This window comes from Pseudomonas sp. GW822-FHT01E03, assembly GCF_058802985.1.
In genome coordinates this window covers 118,797-139,940 of record NZ_JBXAOQ010000006.1, presented here as the reverse complement: position 1 = coordinate 139,940, position 21,144 = coordinate 118,797, and the positions used below count along the sequence as shown (strand labels likewise).

Genomic DNA, 21,144 nt, shown 5'->3' with positions numbered 1-21,144 from the left:
CAGGTCCACTCAAAACCGCGAAACACTCCTCATCGCGTCCACCAGATACCTCATCGCAATCCTGTCGCTCTCCGACAGCTCCCGATAGCGTTCCACCAGTTTCATTTCCTCGCTGTTGAGCCGGCGTCTTCGTCGCCCCAGGGCCAGACACGGAAAGATTCCCAACATTTCGGTGATGCCTTGTACTTTCGACATGGACGATGTCCTTCTAAACGTCAAAGAAAACTGCAAAAAACCGCATCGCCCTACCCCTTTTCGGCAGCCGCATCGTGCCGACTGAACCGCACCGGTCTTTCGGGCTTAAACCGGTCATGTGCACAGAATAGAAATAATCCGGGCGCTGAAAAGCGGTTTTTAGAGTAATTAGTCGAAAAAAGCAGAAATGCCCTCTAAATCAGAAACCCCTGTCGGAATTGTTTCCCGACATGTCTTGTTTCATTGCCGAGCCAGCGCAGTGCCATCAATCAATTTTGCTCCGCATTCGAACGGTTTAAGCTGTCGGGCATCTGTTTATAAGTCCGTTGCGTTTGGCCGAAGGCATGTCCGAACCGATATTTCTGATCCAGCACGTGCCAGGAACGGCGCGGGATTGCTCACGACAGGTTGTATTTATGCACCGCAGGAACTTGCTCAAAGCCTCCATGGCCATCGCGGCCTACACCGGTTTGTCCGCCACGGGCCTGTTGGCCGCCAAGGCCTGGGCCGCCAGCGGTGGCACCGCTGATGGTGAGGCCACCGCGTTCGATTTCGAGGCGCTGAAACTCCAGGCCAAACAGCTCGCCAGCAATCGCTACCAGGACACCAAGCAACAGTTGCCGCCGACCCTGGCGACCATGACCCCGCAGAACTTCAATGCGATTCGCTACGACGGCAATCATTCGTTGTGGAAAGAAAACAAGGGGCAGCTGGACGTGCAGTTCTTCCACGTCGGCATGGGGTTCAAGCAGCCGGTGCGCATGTACAGCGTCGATCCGAAAACCCGGATGGCCCGCGAGGTGCATTTCCGCCCGTCGCTGTTCAACTATGAAAACACCACGGTCGACACCGCACAGCTCAAGGGCGACCTGGGTTTCTCCGGCTTCAAGTTGTTCAAGGCCCCGGAACTGGACAAGCACGACGTCGTGTCCTTCCTCGGCGCCAGTTACTTCCGTGCGGTAGACGCCACCGGCCAGTACGGTTTGTCGGCCCGCGGTCTGGCGATCGACACCTACGCCAAGAAACGCGAAGAATTTCCCGACTTCACCAAGTTCTGGTTCGAGACACCGAACAAGGACAGCACCCGCTTCGTGGTCTACGCCCTGCTCGACTCGCCGAGCGCCACCGGCGCCTACCGCTTCGATATCGACTGCCAGGCCGAGCGCGTAGTGATGGAGGTCGATGCCCACGTCAACGCACGCACCGCCATCGACCAGCTAGGCATCGCGCCGATGACCAGCATGTTCAGTTGCGGCACCCACGAGCGCCGGATGTGCGACACCATTCACCCGCAAATCCACGACTCCGACCGCCTGGCCATGTGGCGCGGTAACGGCGAGTGGATCTGCCGCCCGCTGAACAACCCGGCCACCCTGCAATTCAATGCCTTCGCCGATACCGACCCGAAGGGCTTCGGCCTGGTGCAGACCGACCACGAGTTCGCCAGCTATCAGGACACCGTCGACTGGTACAGCCGTCGCCCGAGCCTGTGGGTAGAACCGACCACGGCGTGGGGCGAAGGCTCGGTCGATCTGTTGGAGATCCCGACAACCGGCGAGACCATGGACAACATCGTCGCCTTCTGGACGCCGAAGAAACCGGTGGCGGCCGGCGACTCGCTGAATTACGGCTACAAGCTGTACTGGAGCGCATTGCCGCCGGTCGGAACGCCGCTGGCACGGGTCAATGCGACCCGCTCCGGGATGGGCGGCTTCACCGAAGGCTGGGCGCCGGGCGAACACTATCCGCCAGTCTGGGCCCGTCGTTTTGCCGTGGACTTCACCGGCGGCGGCCTGGACCGCTTGCCTGAAGGCACGGGCATCGAGCCTGTAGTCACTTGCTCGAACGGCGAGGTCAAGGATTTCAGCGTTCTCAAGCTCGATGACATCAAGGGCTACCGCATCCTGTTTGACTGGTACCCGACCAATGACAGCGTCGAGCCTGTCGAGCTGCGCCTGTTCATCCGCACCAACGACCGCACGCTGAGTGAAACCTGGTTGTACCAGTACTTCCCGCCAGCACCGGACAAGCGCAAGTACATTTGATGATCGGGTAGCACCCTGCCACCATTCGGTTTTCCGAACGCGACCTGCGGGTCGGTTCGGTTAACCGGATCATCCCAGTGAAATCCCAACGCAAAAAATATTTAATTTCCTTGTAAATCAACGCTTTGACCAATTCACACTGGTCTGGCACGAGTCATGCTCTACACTTCATCGACGAATGTCCTTTGCGCCGACTCATCGTAGCGCTCAGGTGTTTTGCAGCACAAAAGGGCCGGTGAACTGGCTCCATAAAAAAAACAATGTCGAGGAAAATTTGATGCGCATCGTTCCCCATATCCTGGGCGCAGCCATTGCTGCCGCTCTGATCAGCACGCCAGTTTTCGCCGCCGAACTCACCGGCACCCTGAAGAAGATCAAAGAGTCCGGCACCATCACCCTGGGCCATCGCGACGCTTCCATTCCGTTTTCCTATATCGCGGATGCTTCCGGCAAACCGGTCGGCTACTCCCACGACATCCAGCTGAAAGTCGTCGAAGCGCTGAAAAAAGACCTCGACATGCCGAACCTCCAGGTCAAGTACAACCTGGTGACTTCGCAAACCCGTATCCCGCTGGTGCAAAACGGCACCGTGGACCTCGAGTGCGGCTCCACCACCAACAACGTCGAGCGTCAGCAGCAAGTTGACTTCTCCGTTGGCATCTTCGAAATCGGTACTCGCCTGCTGTCCAAGGCAGACTCCAAGTACAAGGATTTCCCTGATCTGGCCGGCAAGAACGTTGTGACCACCGCTGGCACCACGTCCGAGCGCATCCTCAAGGCGATGAACGCCGACAAGCAGATGGGCATGAACGTCATCTCCGCCAAAGACCACGGCGAGTCGTTCCAGATGCTGGAAACCGGCCGCGCAGTGGCCTTCATGATGGACGACGCCCTGCTGGCCGGTGAAGCAGCCAAGGCCAAGAAGGCAAGTGACTGGGCCGTTACCGGCACTCCACAGTCCTACGAAATCTACGGCTGCATGGTGCGCAAAGGCGACGAGCCGTTCAAAAAGGCTGTGGATGACGCCATCAAGGCCACCTACGCATCGGGCGAGATCAACAAGATCTACGAAAAATGGTTCATGCAACCGATCCCGCCAAAAGGCCTGAACCTGAACTTCCCGATGAGCGACGAACTCAAGGCCCTGATCGCCAAGCCGACTGATAAAGCGGCTGACGACAAGAAGTCCTGATTTCTGACTAACCTTATCTCCTGAGAGGGCCCTGGCCCTTTCAGGAGGTGGTCAATTCCTGCTGGCATTTTTGGAAACACTCGAACCGGTGGCTGTCGAGCCGAGCGCGTGTGCCTGTCCCTCAAGGACAGGAGGGAACGGAGCTTCCCCCAAGCGGGCACTTGTACATCGATTGAACTGAGGGGAGACCCTAATGAATTACAACTGGGACTGGGGCGTGTTCTTCAAGTCCACCGGCGTGGGCAGCGAGACCTATTTCGACTGGTACGTGACCGGTCTGGCCTGGACCATCGGCATCGCCATCGCGGCCTGGATCATCGCCCTGACACTGGGCTCGATCCTGGGCGTCATGCGTACCGTGCCGAACCGCATCGTATCGGGCATCGCCACCTGCTACGTCGAACTCTTCCGTAACGTGCCGCTGCTGGTTCAGCTGTTCATCTGGTACTTCCTGGTACCCGACCTGCTGCCGGCCGACCTGCAAGAGTGGTACAAGCAGGATCTGAACCCGACCACCTCGGCCTTCCTCAGCGTCGTCGTGTGCCTGGGCCTGTTCACTACCGCCCGGGTTTGCGAACAGGTGCGCACCGGTATCCAGGCTCTGCCAAAAGGCCAGGAATCCGCCGCCCGCGCCATGGGTTTCAAGCTGCCGCAGATCTACTGGAACGTGCTGCTGCCCCAGGCCTACCGGATCATCATTCCGCCGCTTACTTCGGAATTCCTCAACGTCTTCAAGAACACCTCCGTGGCCTCGCTGATCGGTTTGATGGAGCTGCTCGCGCAGACCAAGCAGACCGCCGAGTTCTCCGCCAACCTGTTCGAAGCCTTCACCCTGGCAACGCTGATCTACTTCACCCTGAACATGAGCCTGATGTTGCTGATGCGCGTGGTCGAGAAGAAAGTCGCCGTACCGGGCCTGATTTCCGTAGGGGGTAAATGATGGAATTCGACTTCTCGGGCATCATCCCGTCCCTGCCGGGCCTGTGGAACGGCATGATCATGACCCTCAAGCTGATGGCCATGGGCGTGATCGGCGGCATCATCCTGGGCACCATCCTTGCCCTGATGCGCCTGTCCCACAACAAAGTGCTGTCGAACATCGCCGGCGCGTACGTTAACTATTTCCGCTCGATCCCCTTGCTGCTGGTGATCACCTGGTTCTACCTGGCCGTACCGTTCGTGCTGCGCTGGATCACCGGCGAAGACACGCCGATCGGCGCGTTCGCCTCGTGCATCGTGGCCTTCATGATGTTCGAAGCGGCGTACTTCTGCGAAATCGTCCGCGCCGGTGTGCAGTCGATTCCCAAGGGCCAGATGGGCGCAGCCCAGGCGCTGGGCATGTCTTACGGCCAGATGATGCGCCTGATCATCCTGCCGCAAGCGTTCCGCAAGATGACGCCGCTGTTGCTGCAACAGAGCATCATCCTGTTTCAGGACACCTCGCTGGTCTACGCCGTCGGCCTGGTGGACTTCCTCAATGCTTCGCGCGCCAGTGGCGACATCATTGGCCGCTCCAATGAGTTCCTGATTTTCGCGGGTCTCGTGTACTTCATCATCAGCTTTGCCGCCTCGCAGCTGGTCAAGCGTCTGCAAAAAAGGTTCGCCGTATGATCTCTATCAAAAGCATCAACAAGTGGTATGGGGACTTCCAGGTACTGACTGATTGCAGCACCGAGGTCAAGAAAGGCGAAGTGATCGTGGTGTGCGGGCCATCCGGTTCCGGCAAGTCGACCCTGATCAAGTGCGTCAACGCCCTGGAACCGTTCCAGAAAGGCGACATCGTGGTCGACGGCACCTCCATCGCCGACCCGAAGACCAACCTGCCGAAACTGCGTTCGCGCGTGGGCATGGTGTTCCAGCATTTCGAGCTGTTCCCGCACCTGACCATCACCGAAAACCTGACCATCGCGCAGATCAAGGTGTTGGGCCGCAGCAAGGAAGAGGCCACCAAGAAAGGCCTGCAACTGCTCGAGCGCGTCGGTCTCTCGGCCCACGCCCACAAGCACCCGGGCCAACTGTCCGGCGGTCAGCAGCAGCGTGTGGCGATTGCCCGTGCGCTGGCGATGGACCCGATCGTCATGCTGTTCGACGAACCGACCTCGGCGCTCGACCCGGAAATGGTCAACGAAGTGCTCGACGTGATGGTGCAACTGGCCCACGAAGGCATGACCATGATGTGCGTGACTCACGAAATGGGCTTCGCCCGTAAAGTGGCCGACCGCGTGATTTTCATGGACCAGGGCAAGATCATCGAAGACTGCAAGAAAGAAGAGTTCTTCGGTGACATCAATGCCCGCGCGGAGCGTACGCAGCACTTCCTCAACAAGATTCTGCAGCACTAAGCAAACACCGTTCCCCTAATGTGGGAGCGGGCTTGTGTGGCGAGGGGGCTTGCCCCCGTTGGGTGCGGAGCGGCCCCAGCATTGCAAAGTCGAACCGCGTGTGTAGGGTTTACGACTGCTTCGCAGCCGAACGGGGGCAAGCCCCCTCGCCACAGAGCTCGCTCCCACAGGGGCCGGCGGTGGCTTGCAGATTTGTGTTGTGGTTGACCCAAGGCATCTGTGATGAAATGCGACCCCACTCTTTATCGCGCCACGTCGCCATCACTCGCCGTGAAACCCCGTCTGGTTCGTCATTTGTTCCTGCCGCCACTGATCATCGCCATGATGATCGGCCTGGGCTATATCGGCTTCTGGATCAGTGAGCACTACGGCATCCGCAGCCTCAGCGAAAACGGCCAGCGCCAGCTGGAACTGCACGCGCGCGCCGTCGAAAGCGAAATCAGCAAATACACCTACCTGCCCAGCCTGCTGGAACTCGAAACCAGCGTTTCGCAGTTGCTGGCCGACCCGACTCCGGAATACCGGCAGACGGTCAACGATTACCTCGAAGGCCTGAACCGGCGCAGCCGCAGTCGGGCCATCTACGTGATGGACACCACCGGTCGCGTCATGGCCACCAGCAACTGGCGCGATGTCGACAGTTACCTGGGTGAAGACCTGTCCTTTCGCGCCTACTTCCAGAACGCCGTGCGCGGTCAGCCGGGGCGTTTCTACGGCATTGGCAGCACCAACGGCGAACCCGGTTACTACCTGGCCCATGGCCTGGAAGAACATGGCAAGATCATCGGCGTAGCCGTGGTCAAGGTCCGTCTGGAAGCCATGGAAGAACGCTGGCAACGGGCTCGCCTGGAAGCCTTCGTCAGCGACGAAAACGGCATCATCATTCTTTCCAGCGATCCGGCTCGGCGCTTGAAATCGGTGGTGCCGCTGAGCGAAGAAACCAAGGAAAAACTCGCCCGCAGCCTGCAGTACTACTGGTTCCCGCTCAACGAACTGCAGCCGCTGGCCCGGGAAACCCTGTCCGAAGGCGTGGAAAAACTCACGTTCCCGGCCAACAGCGAGCTGGTGTCCGACGATGAAAACATCAGCTATCTGGCGCAAACCCGGCCGTTGAGCGATACACCGTGGAATTTCACCCTGCTCACGCCACTCCAGGACTTGCGCCGCGAAGCGATCAACCAGGGGATCCTGGTGGCCGTGGCGTTTGCCCTCCTGGCGTTCCTTTTGATCGCCTGGAACGAGCGGCGCAAGGTGATCGCCACCCGCCTCGCAGCCCGGGAAGCCTTGCAGGAAGCCAACAATCAGCTGGAGCGTCGGATTACCGAACGCACCACCGACCTGCGCGCCAGCAACGAACGGCTCAAGGGCCAGATCCGCGAACGCCGGCTCGCCGAAGAGACTTTGCGCCGTGCCCAGGATGAACTGGTGCAGGCCGGAAAACTCGCGGCCATCGGCCAGATGTCCACCAGCATCGCCCACGAACTGAACCAGCCGCTGGCGGCGTTGCGCACCTTGTCCGGCAATACCGTGCGCTTCCTCGAACGCGGCCAGCTCGACGTGGCCAGCACCAACCTCAAGACCATCAACGAACTGATCGACCGCATGGGCCGGATCACCGCCAGCCTGCGCTCGTTCGCCCGGCGCGGAGACAACAAAGGCCAGGCCTGCCTCGGCAAAGCGGTGGACGCGGCCCTGCAATTGCTAGGCGCCCGGGTGGAAAATATTCAGCTGCAATTACACCGCGACTTCACCGATGTGCAGGTGCAGATCGACCAGACCCGCCTGGAGCAGATTCTGGTCAACCTGATCGGTAACGCCCTCGACGCCATGCAAGCGCAGCCGCAACCCGAGTTGTGGCTCGAAGGCGAAACGTTCGATGGCAAATACCGCCTGCGGGTGCGTGACAACGGCCACGGCATCGACGCCGAAGCGCGCAAGCACCTGTTCGAACCGTTTTTCACCACCAAACCCGGCGAACAGGGCCTGGGCCTGGGCCTGACCCTTTCCGCCAGCCTCGCCGCCGCCACCGGCGGTCACCTGGGTGTCGAGCACCCGGCCAGCGGTGGTACTGCATTCGTCCTCAGTTTACCGTTGGTAAGCCCCACTCTCGCCGAGCCAATATGAACAACGACCTTAGTGTATTGATCGTCGAAGACGACCCCCATGTGCTGCTCGGCTGCCAACAGGCGCTGACCCTGGAAGACATTCCCTGCATTGGCGTGGGCAGCGCCGAAGAAGCCCTGGAACGGGTCGGCGACAACTTCGCCGGCATCGTCGTCAGCGACATTCGCCTGCCGGGCATCGATGGCCTGGAACTGCTGACCCGGCTCAAGGCCCGCGACCGCAGCCTGCCGGTGGTGCTGATCACCGGGCACGGCGACATCTCCATGGCCGTCGGCGCGATGCAGAAAGGCGCCTACGACTTCATGGAAAAGCCGTTCTCCCCGGAGCGCCTGGTGGACGTGGCCCGCCGCGCACTGGAGCAACGCAGCCTGGCGCGGGAAGTCTCGTCGTTACGTCGGCAACTGGCCGAGCGCGACTCCCTCGAAGGGCGGATCATCGGCCGTTCGCCAGCCATGCAGAACTTGCGCGAACTGATCGCCAACGTCGCCGACACCTCGGCCAACGTGCTGATCGAGGGCGAAACCGGCACTGGCAAAGAACTGGTCGCTCGTTGCCTGCATGATTTCAGTCGGCGCCACACCAAACAGTTCGTCGCACTGAACTGCGGCGGCCTGCCGGAAAACCTGTTCGAAAGCGAAATTTTCGGCCACGAAGCCAACGCCTTTACCGGCGCGGGCAAACGGCGGATCGGCAAGATCGAACACGCCGACGGCGGCACGCTGTTCCTCGACGAAGTGGAAAGCATGCCCCTGCCCTTGCAGATCAAACTGCTGCGGGTACTACAGGAGCGCACCCTCGAACGCCTCGGCTCTAACCAGAGCGTTGCGGTGGATTGCCGCGTCATCGCTGCGACCAAATCCGACCTCGTCGAGTCGAGCAAGGCCGGCGAGTTCCGCAGTGACCTGTATTACCGCCTCAACGTGGTGACCCTGGAACTGCCGCCGCTGCGCGAGCGCCGCGAAGACATCCTGCAACTGTTCGAACACTTTTTGCAGCAGTCGTCCCTACGCTTCGACCGCACGGTGCCGGAGCTGGACAACCAGACCGTTTCGAACCTGATGAGCCACGACTGGCCGGGTAACGTGCGTGAACTGCGCAACGTTGCCGAGCGCTTTGCCCTGGGCCTGCCGGCGTTCAAGAAAACCGGTGCCGGTGGCGGCAATCAGGGTCTGGCGTTTGCCGAAGCGGTGGAAGCGTTCGAGCGCAATCTGCTCAGCGACGCCTTGCAACGCAGCGGCGGCAACCTGACCCAGGCCAGCCAGGAACTGGGCATGGCCAAGACCACTCTGTTCGACAAAGTGAAAAAGTACGGCCTGAGTCATTAGGGGGCTTGCTCAAAGCGACCCAGAACCTGTGGGAGCGAGCTTGCTCGCGATGGCGCCGGGCCAGTCGACATCATCGTTGGCTGAAACACCGCAATCGCGAGCAAGCTCGCTCCCACAGGTGATCGGGGGGTTACAGGAGGTTGCGATCGGCCACAGGCTCGATTTGCGCCCAATGTGAAGTGTCTTCTCGGTGCTCGCGCAAGTACGGCAACACCGCCGCCAGCAACGGTGCCTTGAACGCCTCCTGAAAGCGATGGGCCAGCCCCGGAATCAGGATCAACTGACTGCCGCGCAGATGCGCCGCCAGATGCACCCCGTGCATCACCGGCAACAGCGGGTCGGCGGTGCCATGCACCACCAGCGCCGGCACCCGCAACTGATTGAGCAGGGTTACCCGGCTCGGCTCGGCGAGAATGGCCATGATCTGGCGTTTCACGCCCTCGGGATTGAACGCCCGGTCATAGGACTGCGCCGCCTGATGCAGCAACGCCTGGCGATCGTCGGTCACTATCGGGCTGCCCAGCGCCGCCAGCAGGTCGGCCTGTTGCTCCAGGGCCACTTCGCGGTTCGGTGCGCCGCGCCGCGCCAACAACTGCACCAGCGCCGCACTCGGGGCCGGCAAGCCTTCGGCGCCGGAGGTGGTCATGATCAGGGTCAGACTCTCGACCCGTTGCGGTGCCATGGCAGCCATGTGCTGGGCAATCATGCCGCCCATGCTGGCGCCCAACACGTGGAATTGATCGATGTGCAAGGCGTCCATCAAGCCCAGGCCATCGTCGGCCATGTCGGTCAGCGAGTACGGTGACGACACCGGCAATCCGAGTTTGTAGCGCAGCACTTCGAAGGTCAGGTTGGCGTCGGCCGGTGCTTGCCGCCAGGTCGACAGGCCGACATCGCGATTGTCATAGCGGATCACCCGGAACCCCTGCTGGCACAGGGCGACAACCACCTCGTCCGGCCAGTGAATCAATTGCCCGCCCAGCCCCATCACCAACAGCAATGCCGGATCCGACGCACGGCCAATGCTCTGGTACGCCAGGCTTACCTGGGCCAGATCCACCCGTTCGGTCGGAACATTGACATCACAACGCGAAGCCGCCAATGACGGCAGGCCGAATAAAAAGGCGGCCAAAAAAACAAATCTTGATAAGAAAACACGCATGAAGAAACACCGAAACGCAGAACCCCAGTAGAGCGCGAGTCTGATGAAGTTTGTTCAAGCGCGCTGCCACAGTTACGTGACAGTTTGATGAAGAGTGCCGGACGGTCATCAGACCAGACAGCAGCACGCGATAACTATGTACCACCATGCCTCTTCTCGAACGAACTTTAATGGCCCCGATTTTTTCACCCATCGGAGTCCTTCTTCATGCACGAATCACCTACCGCACCGCTGGCCGACTTCGGCCACGTCGCCTCATTGGCCCGAGGCACGGATGAAAACCTGTACCTGAGCGCCTCGGCGCGCTGGAACGACTGCCGCGATCAATGGCTGGCCCTCATGGCGCAGAACCCGCAAGTTCCCTTGACCACGAACTGGTGGCAGGCACGCGCACGCGGTACCGACGTTTCACGCCAGGCACAGGCCCTTCGCTTGTATCGCCAGCATTTCGAAGCGTCGTGCCAATTGGCATTTGCCCAAGACACCTTGAATGCCGAGCAGCTCGGCGTTCTGCTGGATCTCGTCAACCCGGCAGCGCAGACAACCTCCGCCGAGATCCTGATTTACGTCGAGACCCTGTCGCTCAGGGGCAACAGCGGTCTGACTGACGAACTGGCGGGTGCCCTGGTCATTACCCGCAATACCGACCAACCGGTCACCCAGTTGCTGTATCTGCCGTCTCGGCAAGCGCCCTGGATGACCTTTGAAAATCGCAACAGCCTGGAACGCTGGTTGACCCAGCAGCAACCCGAACCCGAGGCCAGCCACGTCACGGTCGATTACACCGTATTGGACACCCCGCAGCTGACGAAAAGTGCCGAGTCCCTGTTGGCGGGATTGGCCACGGCGCCTGCCGAGCGGCAACGCAACGACCGAATTTTTGCCTCGCCCGCCGACCTGCCCCTGCCGGATACAAGCAACGACATCGCCCCGTTCGGGCAACTGAGCCCCGACGTTCCCTTCAGCCTGCGCCACAGCGCTTTAGTGCAACAGCAAACGGCACTGCAAAACTTTCTGGGGCTGGACTTTGCAGGCACCACCGACGACCCGCGCATGCAGAGGCTGCAACAGCAATTCGACGCTCTGCGCGCCGCCGAACAGGCCAGCAGCGAGGCCGCAAGTGCCCTGTTAAGCGCCGACGATGCACCGCAACTGCTGGAACTGCGCCACGCGTCGGGCACACATTACAAGGCCCTGTACCAGGCGCGCCTGAGCGGCCTGCGTGCCGAAGCCGACCTGCAATTGAACCTGAATCAGATCAGCAGCGATGAATATCAGTGGCTGACGGCCGTGCTCGACGCGCCCGAAAAACCTCGACCGGCCGATGTGGTGGTCGCCCGACTGGTGTTGACCGCGACTGACAGCGAATGCGACACCCTCCGCACGCAGACCCAGGAGCTCGACGGTGTACTGCTCTTTGCCCGGCCATCGGCATTGCTGCCGTCCGCCAGCGACAGCGTGTTGCTCTACTGGCCCGGACATTTCGGCGGCCTGCAACGGTTCGCCTCCCGCCAGGCACTGGAGCAGAAGATGTTCAGGCAGCCGGCCAACGACGACACGCAAGCGCTGCAGCTTTTGCCGCTGGCCGGCAACCCGTTCGAGTACGCCCTGCAAACCCAGCTTCACAGCTGTGAACAGCATGCGACGCGGCTGATGACCGCCAACCCCGTGCCCTCCCATGCCGGCCAACGCGCGGCGGAACTGGAAAAACTGCGTGAACAGACGCTCGCCCGCCTGACCGTCCCCACTGTCTCCGCGCGGGAGCTGGCCTTCGCACAAATCGTCGAGCAAAACCGCAGCGCCACGCTGGCAACACGCTTGCCGTCCTCCCTCAGCGCACTGTCCGCGGCCGAACGCGATCGGCTCAAGGCGTTGTTCACCGCCTACATCGCGGCGATGAAGCGCTCCCATCAACTGCTTGAACGGGAACTGCCACTGCGCGAGTCATTCAGCAAAAAGGCCATCGACGCCCGCCTGCGTAAAGACTTCGCCCTGACGCAAACCGCTGAAGTGATGCTGGACATCCCCGACACCACCACGTGGCGCAAGGTGCTGATCGAGGGCGCAGCGCCGGGAACACCGCAAAAGAATGTACTGACCGGCAGCGAACAGCGCAGCTTGTTGTCCCTCGCCGAACTGGCGCAAGGCAATATCGATCAGTCGATGTGGTATCGGGTGTCGTTGATGCGGGTCCAGATCAGCGGCGCCGACGAGGCGCAACGGCAGAAACTGAAAACCGGCATCACCCAGGACTACCTGCGCAACATGGTCACCGAGCTGGATCTGGCCGGGAAATACGAAAGGCTGATTCGCGAGACCTTCCTTGGCGCCCCTAGCGCCTCGGCCTTCAGCAATGAATTTCGTCGTGAATGCCTGAACGAACCGTGGCGGTTGATGCTCCAGTTGCACGGCGAATTCGCCGTGCTGGCCAAGGACATCGACGTCTCGGGCCAGCGCGTGCTGCAGATCGCCATCGACGCCAACAGTCGTGAAGCCTTTGCGGTCGACGGCAAGCGCATCGTGTTGTTGCCCGCGCACCTGACCGTTGGCGGCACGGACACGCCGGGCGAGGGGGCGAGCACCCTGGCCGGGGTGACCTTTATCGTCGAGCAGATCAGCGGCCTGACCCTGCTCTATCGGCCTGACTGCCCCGATGGGGTGTTTGTGCGTCAGTTCGACAGCCTTGAACAGGCGCGGACGTTCCTCTTCAACCAATGCCTGAACAGCACGATGGTCAACTACTTGGCCGGTCGCGCCCTGACCGGGGAATTTGCCTCGCACGTCAGCCGGATCAACCAGGCCCGGGTGAAAAACTTCGATGCCCTGATCGGCGTCGGCACCGCCTGGCCGGCCAGCACATCCCTGGCAGCGCATCTGCTCAATGTGCACATGGGCCGTTTGCTGGAGGCGCATCGGTCGACATCGCGCTCCAACGATGCCTTGTATCTTGAGCACGTCGCGCTGCGCTCCGGGGCCATGTTCAATTACCTGAAAATGGCGCTGGGCGTCGTGCCTTTCATCGGTACCGCCATTGCCCTGTACGACGCCTGGAACAGCGCCAACCAGGCAGCGGCGGCCTTCCTGCGCGGTGATGTCGGCCATGGCCTGGCCGAGGTGGAAGCCGTGTTGCTGTCGTTGATCGACGCTGCCATGGATGTACTGCCCGTTGTTGGCGCCACTTCCAGTGCCGCGCGCGCCGCCACTCGCGGGCGACAATTGCGCGCCCTGACCAAACAACCGGGCGCCTTGCAGGTTTCGACCCCGCAGCAGGTCCGACGCACCCTCGAACGCTTCAGGGGCTATGAGTACGAACACGAGATTTCCTTCGCCGGCCTGCAACCGGGCACCGAAGGGATTTATCGCAACGTTTATCGCCACGCCGACGGCGACTTCATGGTCAGCCAGGGTCGTATCTATCGCATCGAATTGACCGACAACCCACCGCAATGGCGCTTGAGTGCAACCAGCACCCGAACCTACAAACAACCCATCGCCCTGGATGAAACCGGCAACTGGAACACCCATTACGCGGTGTACGGCACCGTGACGGCAGGAGGCGGTGCCGGTGGCGGCGCGGTGCTCGGTCATATGGCTGACGGCCTCGACCCGCTCTGGCCCGCCGCCATTCGCCGCTGGCTGCCACGCTGGTGGACGGATCGGGCGTTGCGACGCCAGTTGACGCTGACCAACACTGCCGATGCCTACTCCCGGCGACTCGGGACCCAGACCCGCAGTTCCAACACTGTGCTGGAACATTACTTCAGCCTTGACCGGGAGCAGCGCCAACCGCTTCGAGCCAATGCCGACATTCTTTGCGTGAACGACATCGAGCTGGCGCAGGCCCAGTACCTGAACCTTGAAGAACTGATGCTGATCAGCCACGGCCGCAGACGCATGCTGGTCGAAGATGCTCAAAGCCGCTGCGCCTGGGTCATCGTCGACCGATGGGTACGGCGGATCGCTTTGGTCAAGGAGCGCCTGGTGGAGCACCTCAACCGCATCGATCAAATGATTGCCCGTTCGGAGGCCACGCCGTTCAGCAATACCACCGCACACATTCAACTGATGGCGCAACGCAAGGAAATCCGAATCGAGTTTCTCAAGGACTTCGACCGGCTTCACACTCAGGTCGCAGAAGCCAATCGATGGAACGGACGGATCACCAACCGCGTGCAAAAATCAAAGATGGCCCTGGATATGGCCACGGTTAACGAAAAATTCAGCGATGCCAACTACTACTATCTGAAAACGGCAAATGAGCTGGAGATCATCACTCACTACAACGCCGTCACCGACCAGTCCTGGGTCTACTTTCACGTACAGTTGAAACAGGCCCGCGACAAAGTCGGGCGAGCGCTGCTGACCCAACATCAATTGCCTGAAGTACAGGCCACGTTTACCCAGCGCAACAAGGTGCTCGAAGATTGCCTGGCGACCTATGCCGAATTTCGTCGCAACCTCGGGGCCTGGTCCCTGGGTTATCCGCAGCATCTGGATCTGGAGCAGGTCACGGCGTTTCTCGGCAATCTGGCAGAAGTCGAAGCGGCGGCTCGCCATGCCATCAAGACTCGCCCGTCCAAAAGTGCGAAAGCGGGAAATGCGTCAAAGCAGCTGTTCGAGACGGAAGACAATCAGTTGCTCATCGGCATCGCCAGCACGGATACCGCAACCCGCCAACAGCGCTTCACCGTCGAGGGTGCAAATGGGTTCAGGGAAACCTGGCTACCCCGTTCCTCCAGCGGCAAGTACCACCTCAGTGAACCCGTGGCGGCAGCGCCAACGGAACTTGTGACCGATATCACGCCGTTGCTGGTGGAGGCCAGGAAAAGGCTCGGCACCGTGGACGCCTACAAAAGCAAAGTCGAAGGCCACGCCCGTCAGGACATGTTGCCGGTCGATCTGGAACACATGATGATCAGTGAAGCCGAGGAACTGAACATGCGAGCCCGGGCCATCGAACGCCTGTCGCCCACGGAGACGGTCGCGCTGCAATTGCGCAATCGCGCGAATGAATTGACCCGTGCCGGCCGCACGTTGCGTATTGAGCAGACCCTGAACAGCAAAACCCCGACCGAGGGCTATCTGGACTATCTGCTTGAACAACGCGTGGTGGACATCAGCAAGGAGGGCGGCCTGCGCGATCTGGGTAAACGCACGGATGGACGCAGGGATTTCCTCCAGGAGTACGAGGTGCGCGACCTGCGCAGCGAACCGGCGCAAACCCTGTGGTACGCACACTTCCACTACACCTCGGCCAAGCCCCAGTTCAGCGACTTCGTCAAAGGCCATCTGAAACTGCCGGAACAACGCAACCTGGGCCTGCAATGGCAGAAGGACGTGGCCGCCAGTGGCGGTACGGTCGAGGCAATCTGGCGCGGAGACATTGGCAAACCGCTGGGCAACAAACACTTTTCCTCGCTGTAAAGTAACAACGGCGGAGCATGCCATGTGCTCCGCCGTGCTTGTGGTCGACAGCGGCACCAACATGAGACAAACTCAACCTTTTCGATTTATCGACAAGTTTTCCTCATGGAGCCTCCGGTGCTTGAAATCCGTCACCTCAAGACCCTGCACGCCTTGCGCGAAGCCGACAGCCTGGTGGATGCGGCCGATCGCCTGCACCTGACCCAGTCAGCCCTGTCCCACCAGTTCAAAGAGCTGGAGGAGCGCATGGGCATGCCGCTGTTCGTGCGCAAGACCAAACCGGTGCGCTTCACCAGCGCCGGTTTGCGCCTGCTGCAACTGGCCGACGCTACCTTGCCGCTGCTGCGCGCCGCCGAGCGTGACATCAGTCGCCTGGCCGGTGGCACCGCCGGTCGTCTGCACATGGCGATCGAGTGCCACAGTTGCTTCCAGTGGCTGATGCCGACCATCGACCAGTTCCGCGACGCCTGGCCGGAAGTCGAACTGGACCTGGCCTCAGGGTTTTCCTTCGCCCCGTTGCCTGCCCTGGCCCGTGGCGACCTGGACCTGGTGGTGACCTCCGATCCGGTGGACCTGGCCGGGATCACCTATGTCCCCCTGTTCACTTATGAAGCGATGCTCGCGGTGGCCAACCAGCACCGCCTGGCCAGCAAGGCTTATATCGTTCCCGAAGACCTGCTCCCGGAAACCTTGATCACCTACCCGGTGGAACGGGACCGGCTGGACATCTTCACCCGCTTCCTCGAACCCGCCGACATCGAACCGGCCCAGGTCCGCACCTCGGAACTGACAGTGATGATGATGCAACTGGTGGCCAGCGGTCGCGGCGTGTGCGGCATGCCCCATTGGGCACTGCATGAATACAGCTCGCGAGGCTATGTGAAAGCCAAGCGGCTGGGTGAGAAAGGTTTGTTCGCCACACTGTATGCGGCGATCCGCGCCGACATGCTCGATGCGCCGTACATGCGCGACTTCTTGCTGACGGCCAAGGACACGTCGTTTTCGACGCTGGATGGGGTCAGCGCCGTTCGCTAGAACACCAACCCCCTGTAGGAGCGAGCTCGCTCGCGATGGTCGTCAACGATAACGCTGGAAACCGGGCACCCCGTGTCGCTCTCAGGTTTATCGCGAGCGAGCTCGCTCCTACAGGGGATCTATGTGATGGTTATATCTCACGCCACATGTGGATCTTGTCGAAGTAATCCTCGCCCACCCGCACGGCCATCGGCTCCAGGCCAAACTGGATGAAGCCGCAGCGCTGGTAGAGGTTGAACGCGGCATCGTTGCCGGCGGTGATGGTCAACTGGATCAGGCGCAAACCCGCATGGTTCTGCGCCTCGGCCAATGCCGCCTGAACCAGTTGATAGCCGAGCCCACGCTGGCGGACCTTGGCGGTCACGTACATGCCAAACAGTGTCACCTTGTGCCGGGCCTTTTCCCGAGGCTCGAACGCGAGGCCGACAATGCCGGCCAACCGGCCCTCTTCGAACGCCCCGAGCACCACGTCCAGCTTGCCGGTCAGGCGCGACTCCCACCAACTCAGCGGCATCGCTGCCCGCTCACGCACGCTCGAGGTAAAGGCCTGCGGGTGCAGGTCGTAGGCTTCGAGCATCAGCGCCCGGTAGTCCAGGGCATGGCTGGCATCAAGTCGTTCGATCCACATCCTCAGGCCATCCGTTTTTGCTCAAGCATCAGCCGCAGCGCCAGCCCCGACAATACAAAGCCCATGAAGTAGCGCTGCATCGCCAGCCAGGTCGGATTGTTGACGAACCACGAAGCGATGCCCGCGGCAAACATGGCGATCAGCAGGTTGACGCAGAAACTGACGCTGATCTGGGTCAGGCCGAGGATGATGCTCTGGGTGAACAGCGAACCGTGCTCCGGCGTGATGAACTGCGGAAACACCGACAGATAGAACACCGCGATTTTCGGGTTCAGGGCGCTGGTCAGAAAGCCCATGGTGATCAGCTTGCGCGACGAATCCGGGGGCAACTGCTGTGCCTCGAACGGCGAGCGCGCACCGGGTTTGACCGCCTGCCAGGCCAGCCACAACAGGTACAGCGCACCGGCCCACTTCAACACCTCATAAGCCATCGGCACCGCCAGGAACACTGCAGTCAAACCCGCGGCGGCGGCAAACAGGTGCACGAAGAATCCGGCGACCACCCCAAGCAGCGAGATCACCCCGGCCTTGCGCCCCTGGCAGATCGAACGGGAGATCAGGTAGATCATGTTCGGCCCCGGTGTCACTACCATCAGCAACGCGGCAGCAGCAAAAATCAGCAGGTCTTGAAGCGGGATCATGGGCGAGGTCCTTTGCGTGATGATCAGGCGATCGCGGTCAGCGATGCTCGATAAAACGGCAGAATCAGGTCCCGTGTCAATGGCGCCAGGCTGACATCGCCGTCGGTGGCCGGGTCGATCCAGAGCACCTCTTCGATCTCCGCCGCCGGGGTGACGTCGCAATGAATATTCAGTTGAAAGAGCTCGGCGTGTACGACAAACCCCGGTTCGTTGGCGGCCGGTGCCGAAAAGTGACCGAGGTAAACGGCCTGCGCCGGGTCGATGTCCAGACCCAGCTCTTCTTCCAGCTCCCGGGCCAGGGCGTGGACCGGCAATTCATGGGGCTCGATCTTGCCACCCGGCTGCATGAACGCCGTGGTGCCGCGCTTGCGCACCAGCAACGTGCGGCCGTCAGGGCCGATCAACAGGGCGGCGGCGATGCGGATAATCCCGGAGGCAGGCATGGAAAACGTCGACATAAACAGAAGGCCCTTGACTCAAAAACGCTAAGGATCACATGTCCGCCCTGTAGGAGCGAGCTTGCTCGCGATGGTCGTGAACGAAAACGCGTAAAACCAGATGCCCATCGGCGCCCTCAGGTTTATCGCGAGCAAGCTCGCTCCTACAGTTTCCTTTATGCGGCTTCCTGGAAATCCATCTCCGGCGGCTGCCGACGGAAACCACCGGTCAATACCGCCAGGTACACCACGCCAATCGCCAGCCAGCTCAACCCCAGATAAACCGCCAGATGATCGAGGCTGACCATCAACCACAAATCCGCTGACAGGCCGATGAACGGAAACAACAGGAACAGCACGAATTCGCGCGGGCCCTTTTTCTCGCCACCGATCCAGTAATGGAAGATCACCGACAGGTTGACCAGACTGAATGCCAGGAACGCGCCGAAGTTGATGAACGAGGTCGAGGTGGTGACGTCCAGTTTCAGTGCCAGCAACGCCACCACCGCGCACAGCAGAATGCTGTTGATCGGCGTACCGAAGCGTTCGTGCAAGGTCCCGAAAAACGACTTCGGCAACACGCCGTCACGGCCCATGGCGTACAGCAGCCGCGAACCGCTGGCCTGGGCTGACAGCCCCGAGGCGAACTGGCCGACGATCAGGCCAATCAGAAAGATCGACACGAACAGGTCACCACCGATGTTGCGGGCAATTTCATAGGCCGCCGAGTCGACGCTGTCGAACTGGAACGACGGATGAGCGATCTGCACGAAGTACGACACGCCGACGAAAATCAGCCCGCCGATCAGGGTGATCAGCATGATCGCCCGGGGAATGGTGCGGCGTGGATCGCGGGTTTCTTCGGTCAGGGTGCTGACCGCGTCGAAGCCCAGGAACGAGTAACAGGCGATGGCCGCGCCGCTCATGATCAACGGCATCTGCATGTCGCCATTGAAGAACGGCTTGGTCGACCACAACGGCGTGCTTGCATCACCGCCGACGTAATGCACGCACAGCGCGACGAAGGCAATCAGCACCAGGAACTGCACCAGCATCAACAGGGCGTTGATACCGTTGGCCAGCTTCAGGCCGACGATGTTGATCGCGCTGGTGATACCGATAAACGCCAGTACCCAGACCCACTGCGGCACCGCCGGAAATGCGGAGTTGAGGTAGGCCGCGCCGATCAGCCAGATCGCCATGGGCAGGAACAGATAATCGAGCAGCACCGCCCAACCGGCGATGAACCCGAGTTTCGGGCTGATGGCCTTGCGCACATAGCTGTAGGCCGAGCCGGCCACCGGGAACGCCGAAGCCATCCGCCCATAGCTCATGGCAGTGAAGAACATCGCCACCAGCGCCGCGAGATACGCGGCCGGCACCATGCCGGCGGTGGATTGAGCGAGGATGCCAAAGGTGCCGAGCACAATGATCGGCGTCATGTAGGCGATGCCAAACAGCACCACCGAGCCCAGTGACAGGGTGCGTTGCAAACGAGCCATGAGCGACTACTCCGGATTTTATTGGATTTATGGCAGAGCCGAGTTCGGCGCAGGATTTTCGGGTGTTGCGTTGTTGTTCTTGGGTCAAGGATCGAGCATGTGTGTTGTTTGTGCCGGCCTCTTCGCGAGCAAGCCCGCTCCCACAGGGGATCTCGGGCGTTCACAAGACCAATGTGGGAGCGGGCTTGCTCGCGAAGGCGACAGCCCGGTCAACACAGAATCCGGATCAGCGCACAGGAATCAGCAGCTCCCGCAGCCCACCCGCCTGCTCAACCACCTCCCCCGGCAACCTCAGCCGCTGATCATCCAGATACCGATAATCCTGGCGCGCCGCCCTCAGCTGGTTCAGGTCCAGCTCGACCGCAAACTGCCCTTCCTCGCGTCCGGCTTCGAACAACAAGGTGCCCAGCGGATCGACCAATGCGCTGCCGCCGGCAAACAACAAACCGCCATCGCCCTCTTCCACCCGGTTGACCATCAGCGCAAACGCCTGGTTTTCCTGGGCGCGGGCCATGATCGCGGTGCGATGGGTCGGACCGTAGGGATCCATGTTGCCGTTGGTGACGATCAACAGTTCAGCCCCCAGTTGCGCCAGGGCGCGGGCGCTCTCCGGGAATTCGATGTCGTAGCAAATCAGCAGGCCCACGCGCACGCCGTTCCACAGGCAGGTGGTGTAGCGATCGCCCGCCTCGTAGACACCGCGATCCGAGGCCCACAAGTGAGTCTTGCGGTACTTCAGCGCGATGCCTTCAGGAGTGATCAGCAGCGTGGTGTTGTAGAAACGGCCGTTGTCGTTTTCGGCCATGCCGATGGCCACGGAGATTTTGTGCTGGCGGGCGGCGGCGATCACTGCGCTGACGGACGGGCCGTCCAGCGGCTCGGCCACCTCGGCCACGGACTCGGCCGAAGGGAAGCCCATCAAGTGGCCTTCGGGGAACAGGATCAGCTGCGTATCGGCCGCGCATGCAGCCATCGCCGCCAGAGTGCGTTCGAGGTTGTAGGCCGTGTCGTTGTCACGGCCTGCCAATTGGGCGAGTTCGACCTTCATGGGTATTCCTTGTTATGCGCCGGGCGGCAGAAAGATTGCCCGGT

Annotated in this window: 16 protein-coding genes; 9 read left to right on the top strand and 7 right to left on the bottom strand. The window is 61.0% G+C overall.

From position 1 onward, the window contains the following. Positions 1-9: 9 nt before the first annotated feature. Positions 10-195 carry a hypothetical protein gene (locus tag AC1RP7_RS13960; protein WP_046041279.1) on the bottom strand — a complete coding sequence of 62 codons (186 nt, stop codon included), beginning with the start codon at positions 193-195 and terminating at the stop codon, positions 10-12. 416 nt (positions 196-611) lie between these two features. Here AC1RP7_RS13960 and AC1RP7_RS13955 point away from each other — a divergent pair, with 416 nt between their 5' ends. From AC1RP7_RS13955 to aauR, 7 genes are all read left to right on the top strand, one after another. Then, on the top strand, positions 612-2,240 hold the full coding sequence (locus AC1RP7_RS13955; RefSeq protein ID WP_057716224.1) for a glucan biosynthesis protein D: 1,629 nt from the start codon (positions 612-614) through the stop codon (positions 2,238-2,240). Between the two features lie 277 nt (positions 2,241-2,517). Further along, the gene (locus tag AC1RP7_RS13950; protein WP_046041277.1) at positions 2,518-3,432 is read left to right on the top strand and encodes a glutamate/aspartate ABC transporter substrate-binding protein; all 915 of its coding nucleotides are present in this window, start codon (positions 2,518-2,520) and stop codon (positions 3,430-3,432) included. A gap of 193 nt (positions 3,433-3,625) precedes the next feature. Continuing rightward, the gene (locus AC1RP7_RS13945; RefSeq protein WP_057716225.1) at positions 3,626-4,372 is read left to right on the top strand and encodes an amino acid ABC transporter permease; all 747 of its coding nucleotides are present in this window, start codon (positions 3,626-3,628) and stop codon (positions 4,370-4,372) included. Beyond that, complete coding sequence (locus AC1RP7_RS13940; protein ID WP_057716226.1) at positions 4,372-5,043, top strand: amino acid ABC transporter permease; 672 nt, start codon at positions 4,372-4,374, stop codon at positions 5,041-5,043. Before AC1RP7_RS13945 ends, AC1RP7_RS13940 begins: the two co-directional genes overlap by 1 nt. Further along, the gene (locus AC1RP7_RS13935; RefSeq protein WP_057716227.1) at positions 5,040-5,774 is read left to right on the top strand and encodes an amino acid ABC transporter ATP-binding protein; all 735 of its coding nucleotides are present in this window, start codon (positions 5,040-5,042) and stop codon (positions 5,772-5,774) included. Before AC1RP7_RS13940 ends, AC1RP7_RS13935 begins: the two co-directional genes overlap by 4 nt. Positions 5,775-5,996: 222 nt before the next feature. Then, on the top strand, positions 5,997-7,898 hold the full coding sequence (aauS, locus tag AC1RP7_RS13930; RefSeq protein ID WP_493181978.1) for a two-component sensor histidine kinase AauS: 1,902 nt from the start codon (positions 5,997-5,999) through the stop codon (positions 7,896-7,898). After that, a complete protein-coding gene (gene aauR / locus AC1RP7_RS13925) occupies positions 7,895-9,223 on the top strand; it encodes a two-component response regulator AauR (protein WP_340315431.1) in 1,329 nt (442 codons plus the stop codon). Before aauS ends, aauR begins: the two co-directional genes overlap by 4 nt. Before the next feature lie 130 nt (positions 9,224-9,353). On the opposite strand, the gene AC1RP7_RS13920 is transcribed toward aauR, so the two are convergent. After that, complete coding sequence (locus AC1RP7_RS13920) at positions 9,354-10,385, bottom strand: alpha/beta fold hydrolase (protein WP_218495014.1); 1,032 nt, start codon at positions 10,383-10,385, stop codon at positions 9,354-9,356. Positions 10,386-10,592: 207 nt separating this feature from the next. On the opposite strand from AC1RP7_RS13920, the gene AC1RP7_RS13915 reads away from it, so the two are divergent. Both AC1RP7_RS13915 and metR read left to right on the top strand, forming a co-directional pair. Beyond that, positions 10,593-15,809 (top strand): dermonecrotic toxin domain-containing protein, encoded by a 5,217-nt coding sequence (locus AC1RP7_RS13915; RefSeq protein ID WP_493181976.1) that lies wholly within the window; start codon positions 10,593-10,595, stop codon positions 15,807-15,809. 117 nt (positions 15,810-15,926) lie between these two features. Beyond that, positions 15,927-16,844, top strand: a complete 918-nt coding sequence (gene metR / locus AC1RP7_RS13910; RefSeq protein WP_007985733.1) for a transcriptional regulator MetR — start codon at positions 15,927-15,929, stop codon at positions 16,842-16,844. 130 nt (positions 16,845-16,974) lie between these two features. On the opposite strand, the gene AC1RP7_RS13905 is transcribed toward metR, so the two are convergent. The 5 genes from AC1RP7_RS13905 to AC1RP7_RS13885 form a co-directional block, all read right to left on the bottom strand. Beyond that, entirely contained in the window at positions 16,975-17,472 is a 498-nt protein-coding gene (locus AC1RP7_RS13905; RefSeq protein WP_090453308.1) for a GNAT family N-acetyltransferase, read from the bottom strand. 2 nt (positions 17,473-17,474) lie between these two features. Beyond that, a complete protein-coding gene (locus AC1RP7_RS13900; protein WP_493181974.1) occupies positions 17,475-18,113 on the bottom strand; it encodes a LysE family translocator in 639 nt (212 codons plus the stop codon). Between the two features lie 23 nt (positions 18,114-18,136). Beyond that, on the bottom strand, positions 18,137-18,571 hold the full coding sequence (locus AC1RP7_RS13895; RefSeq protein ID WP_057716233.1) for an NUDIX hydrolase: 435 nt from the start codon (positions 18,569-18,571) through the stop codon (positions 18,137-18,139). Positions 18,572-18,726: 155 nt separating this feature from the next. Beyond that, positions 18,727-20,052: an APC family permease gene (locus tag AC1RP7_RS13890; protein ID WP_489339867.1), complete on the bottom strand. Its 1,326-nt coding sequence runs from the start codon at positions 20,050-20,052 to the stop codon at positions 18,727-18,729. Positions 20,053-20,278: 226 nt separating this feature from the next. Further along, positions 20,279-21,100 (bottom strand): carbon-nitrogen hydrolase family protein, encoded by an 822-nt coding sequence (locus AC1RP7_RS13885; protein WP_493181971.1) that lies wholly within the window; start codon positions 21,098-21,100, stop codon positions 20,279-20,281. Between the last annotated feature and the right edge of the window lie 44 nt (positions 21,101-21,144).

What these genes read in the sequence shown, in the direction of transcription:
- AC1RP7_RS13960 (WP_046041279.1), bottom strand. Translation starts at nt 195, where the DNA reads ATGTCGAAAGTACAAGGCATCACCGAAATGTTGGGAATCTTTCCGTGT.
- AC1RP7_RS13940 (WP_057716226.1), top strand. Translation starts at nt 4,372, where the DNA reads ATGGAATTCGACTTCTCGGGCATCATCCCGTCCCTGCCGGGCCTGTGG.
- AC1RP7_RS13895 (WP_057716233.1), bottom strand. Translation starts at nt 18,571, where the DNA reads ATGTCGACGTTTTCCATGCCTGCCTCCGGGATTATCCGCATCGCCGCC.
- AC1RP7_RS13945 (WP_057716225.1), top strand. Translation starts at nt 3,626, where the DNA reads ATGAATTACAACTGGGACTGGGGCGTGTTCTTCAAGTCCACCGGCGTG.
- AC1RP7_RS13900 (WP_493181974.1), bottom strand. Translation starts at nt 18,113, where the DNA reads ATGATCCCGCTTCAAGACCTGCTGATTTTTGCTGCTGCCGCGTTGCTG.
- AC1RP7_RS13890 (WP_489339867.1), bottom strand. Translation starts at nt 20,052, where the DNA reads ATGGCTCGTTTGCAACGCACCCTGTCACTGGGCTCGGTGGTGCTGTTT.
- AC1RP7_RS13885 (WP_493181971.1), bottom strand. Translation starts at nt 21,100, where the DNA reads ATGAAGGTCGAACTCGCCCAATTGGCAGGCCGTGACAACGACACGGCC.
- AC1RP7_RS13920 (WP_218495014.1), bottom strand. Translation starts at nt 10,385, where the DNA reads ATGCGTGTTTTCTTATCAAGATTTGTTTTTTTGGCCGCCTTTTTATTC.
- AC1RP7_RS13955 (WP_057716224.1), top strand. Translation starts at nt 612, where the DNA reads ATGCACCGCAGGAACTTGCTCAAAGCCTCCATGGCCATCGCGGCCTAC.
- AC1RP7_RS13950 (WP_046041277.1), top strand. Translation starts at nt 2,518, where the DNA reads ATGCGCATCGTTCCCCATATCCTGGGCGCAGCCATTGCTGCCGCTCTG.
- AC1RP7_RS13905 (WP_090453308.1), bottom strand. Translation starts at nt 17,472, where the DNA reads ATGTGGATCGAACGACTTGATGCCAGCCATGCCCTGGACTACCGGGCG.
- aauR (WP_340315431.1), top strand. Translation starts at nt 7,895, where the DNA reads ATGAACAACGACCTTAGTGTATTGATCGTCGAAGACGACCCCCATGTG.
- aauS (WP_493181978.1), top strand. Translation starts at nt 5,997, where the DNA reads ATGAAATGCGACCCCACTCTTTATCGCGCCACGTCGCCATCACTCGCC.
- AC1RP7_RS13935 (WP_057716227.1), top strand. Translation starts at nt 5,040, where the DNA reads ATGATCTCTATCAAAAGCATCAACAAGTGGTATGGGGACTTCCAGGTA.
- AC1RP7_RS13915 (WP_493181976.1), top strand. Translation starts at nt 10,593, where the DNA reads ATGCACGAATCACCTACCGCACCGCTGGCCGACTTCGGCCACGTCGCC.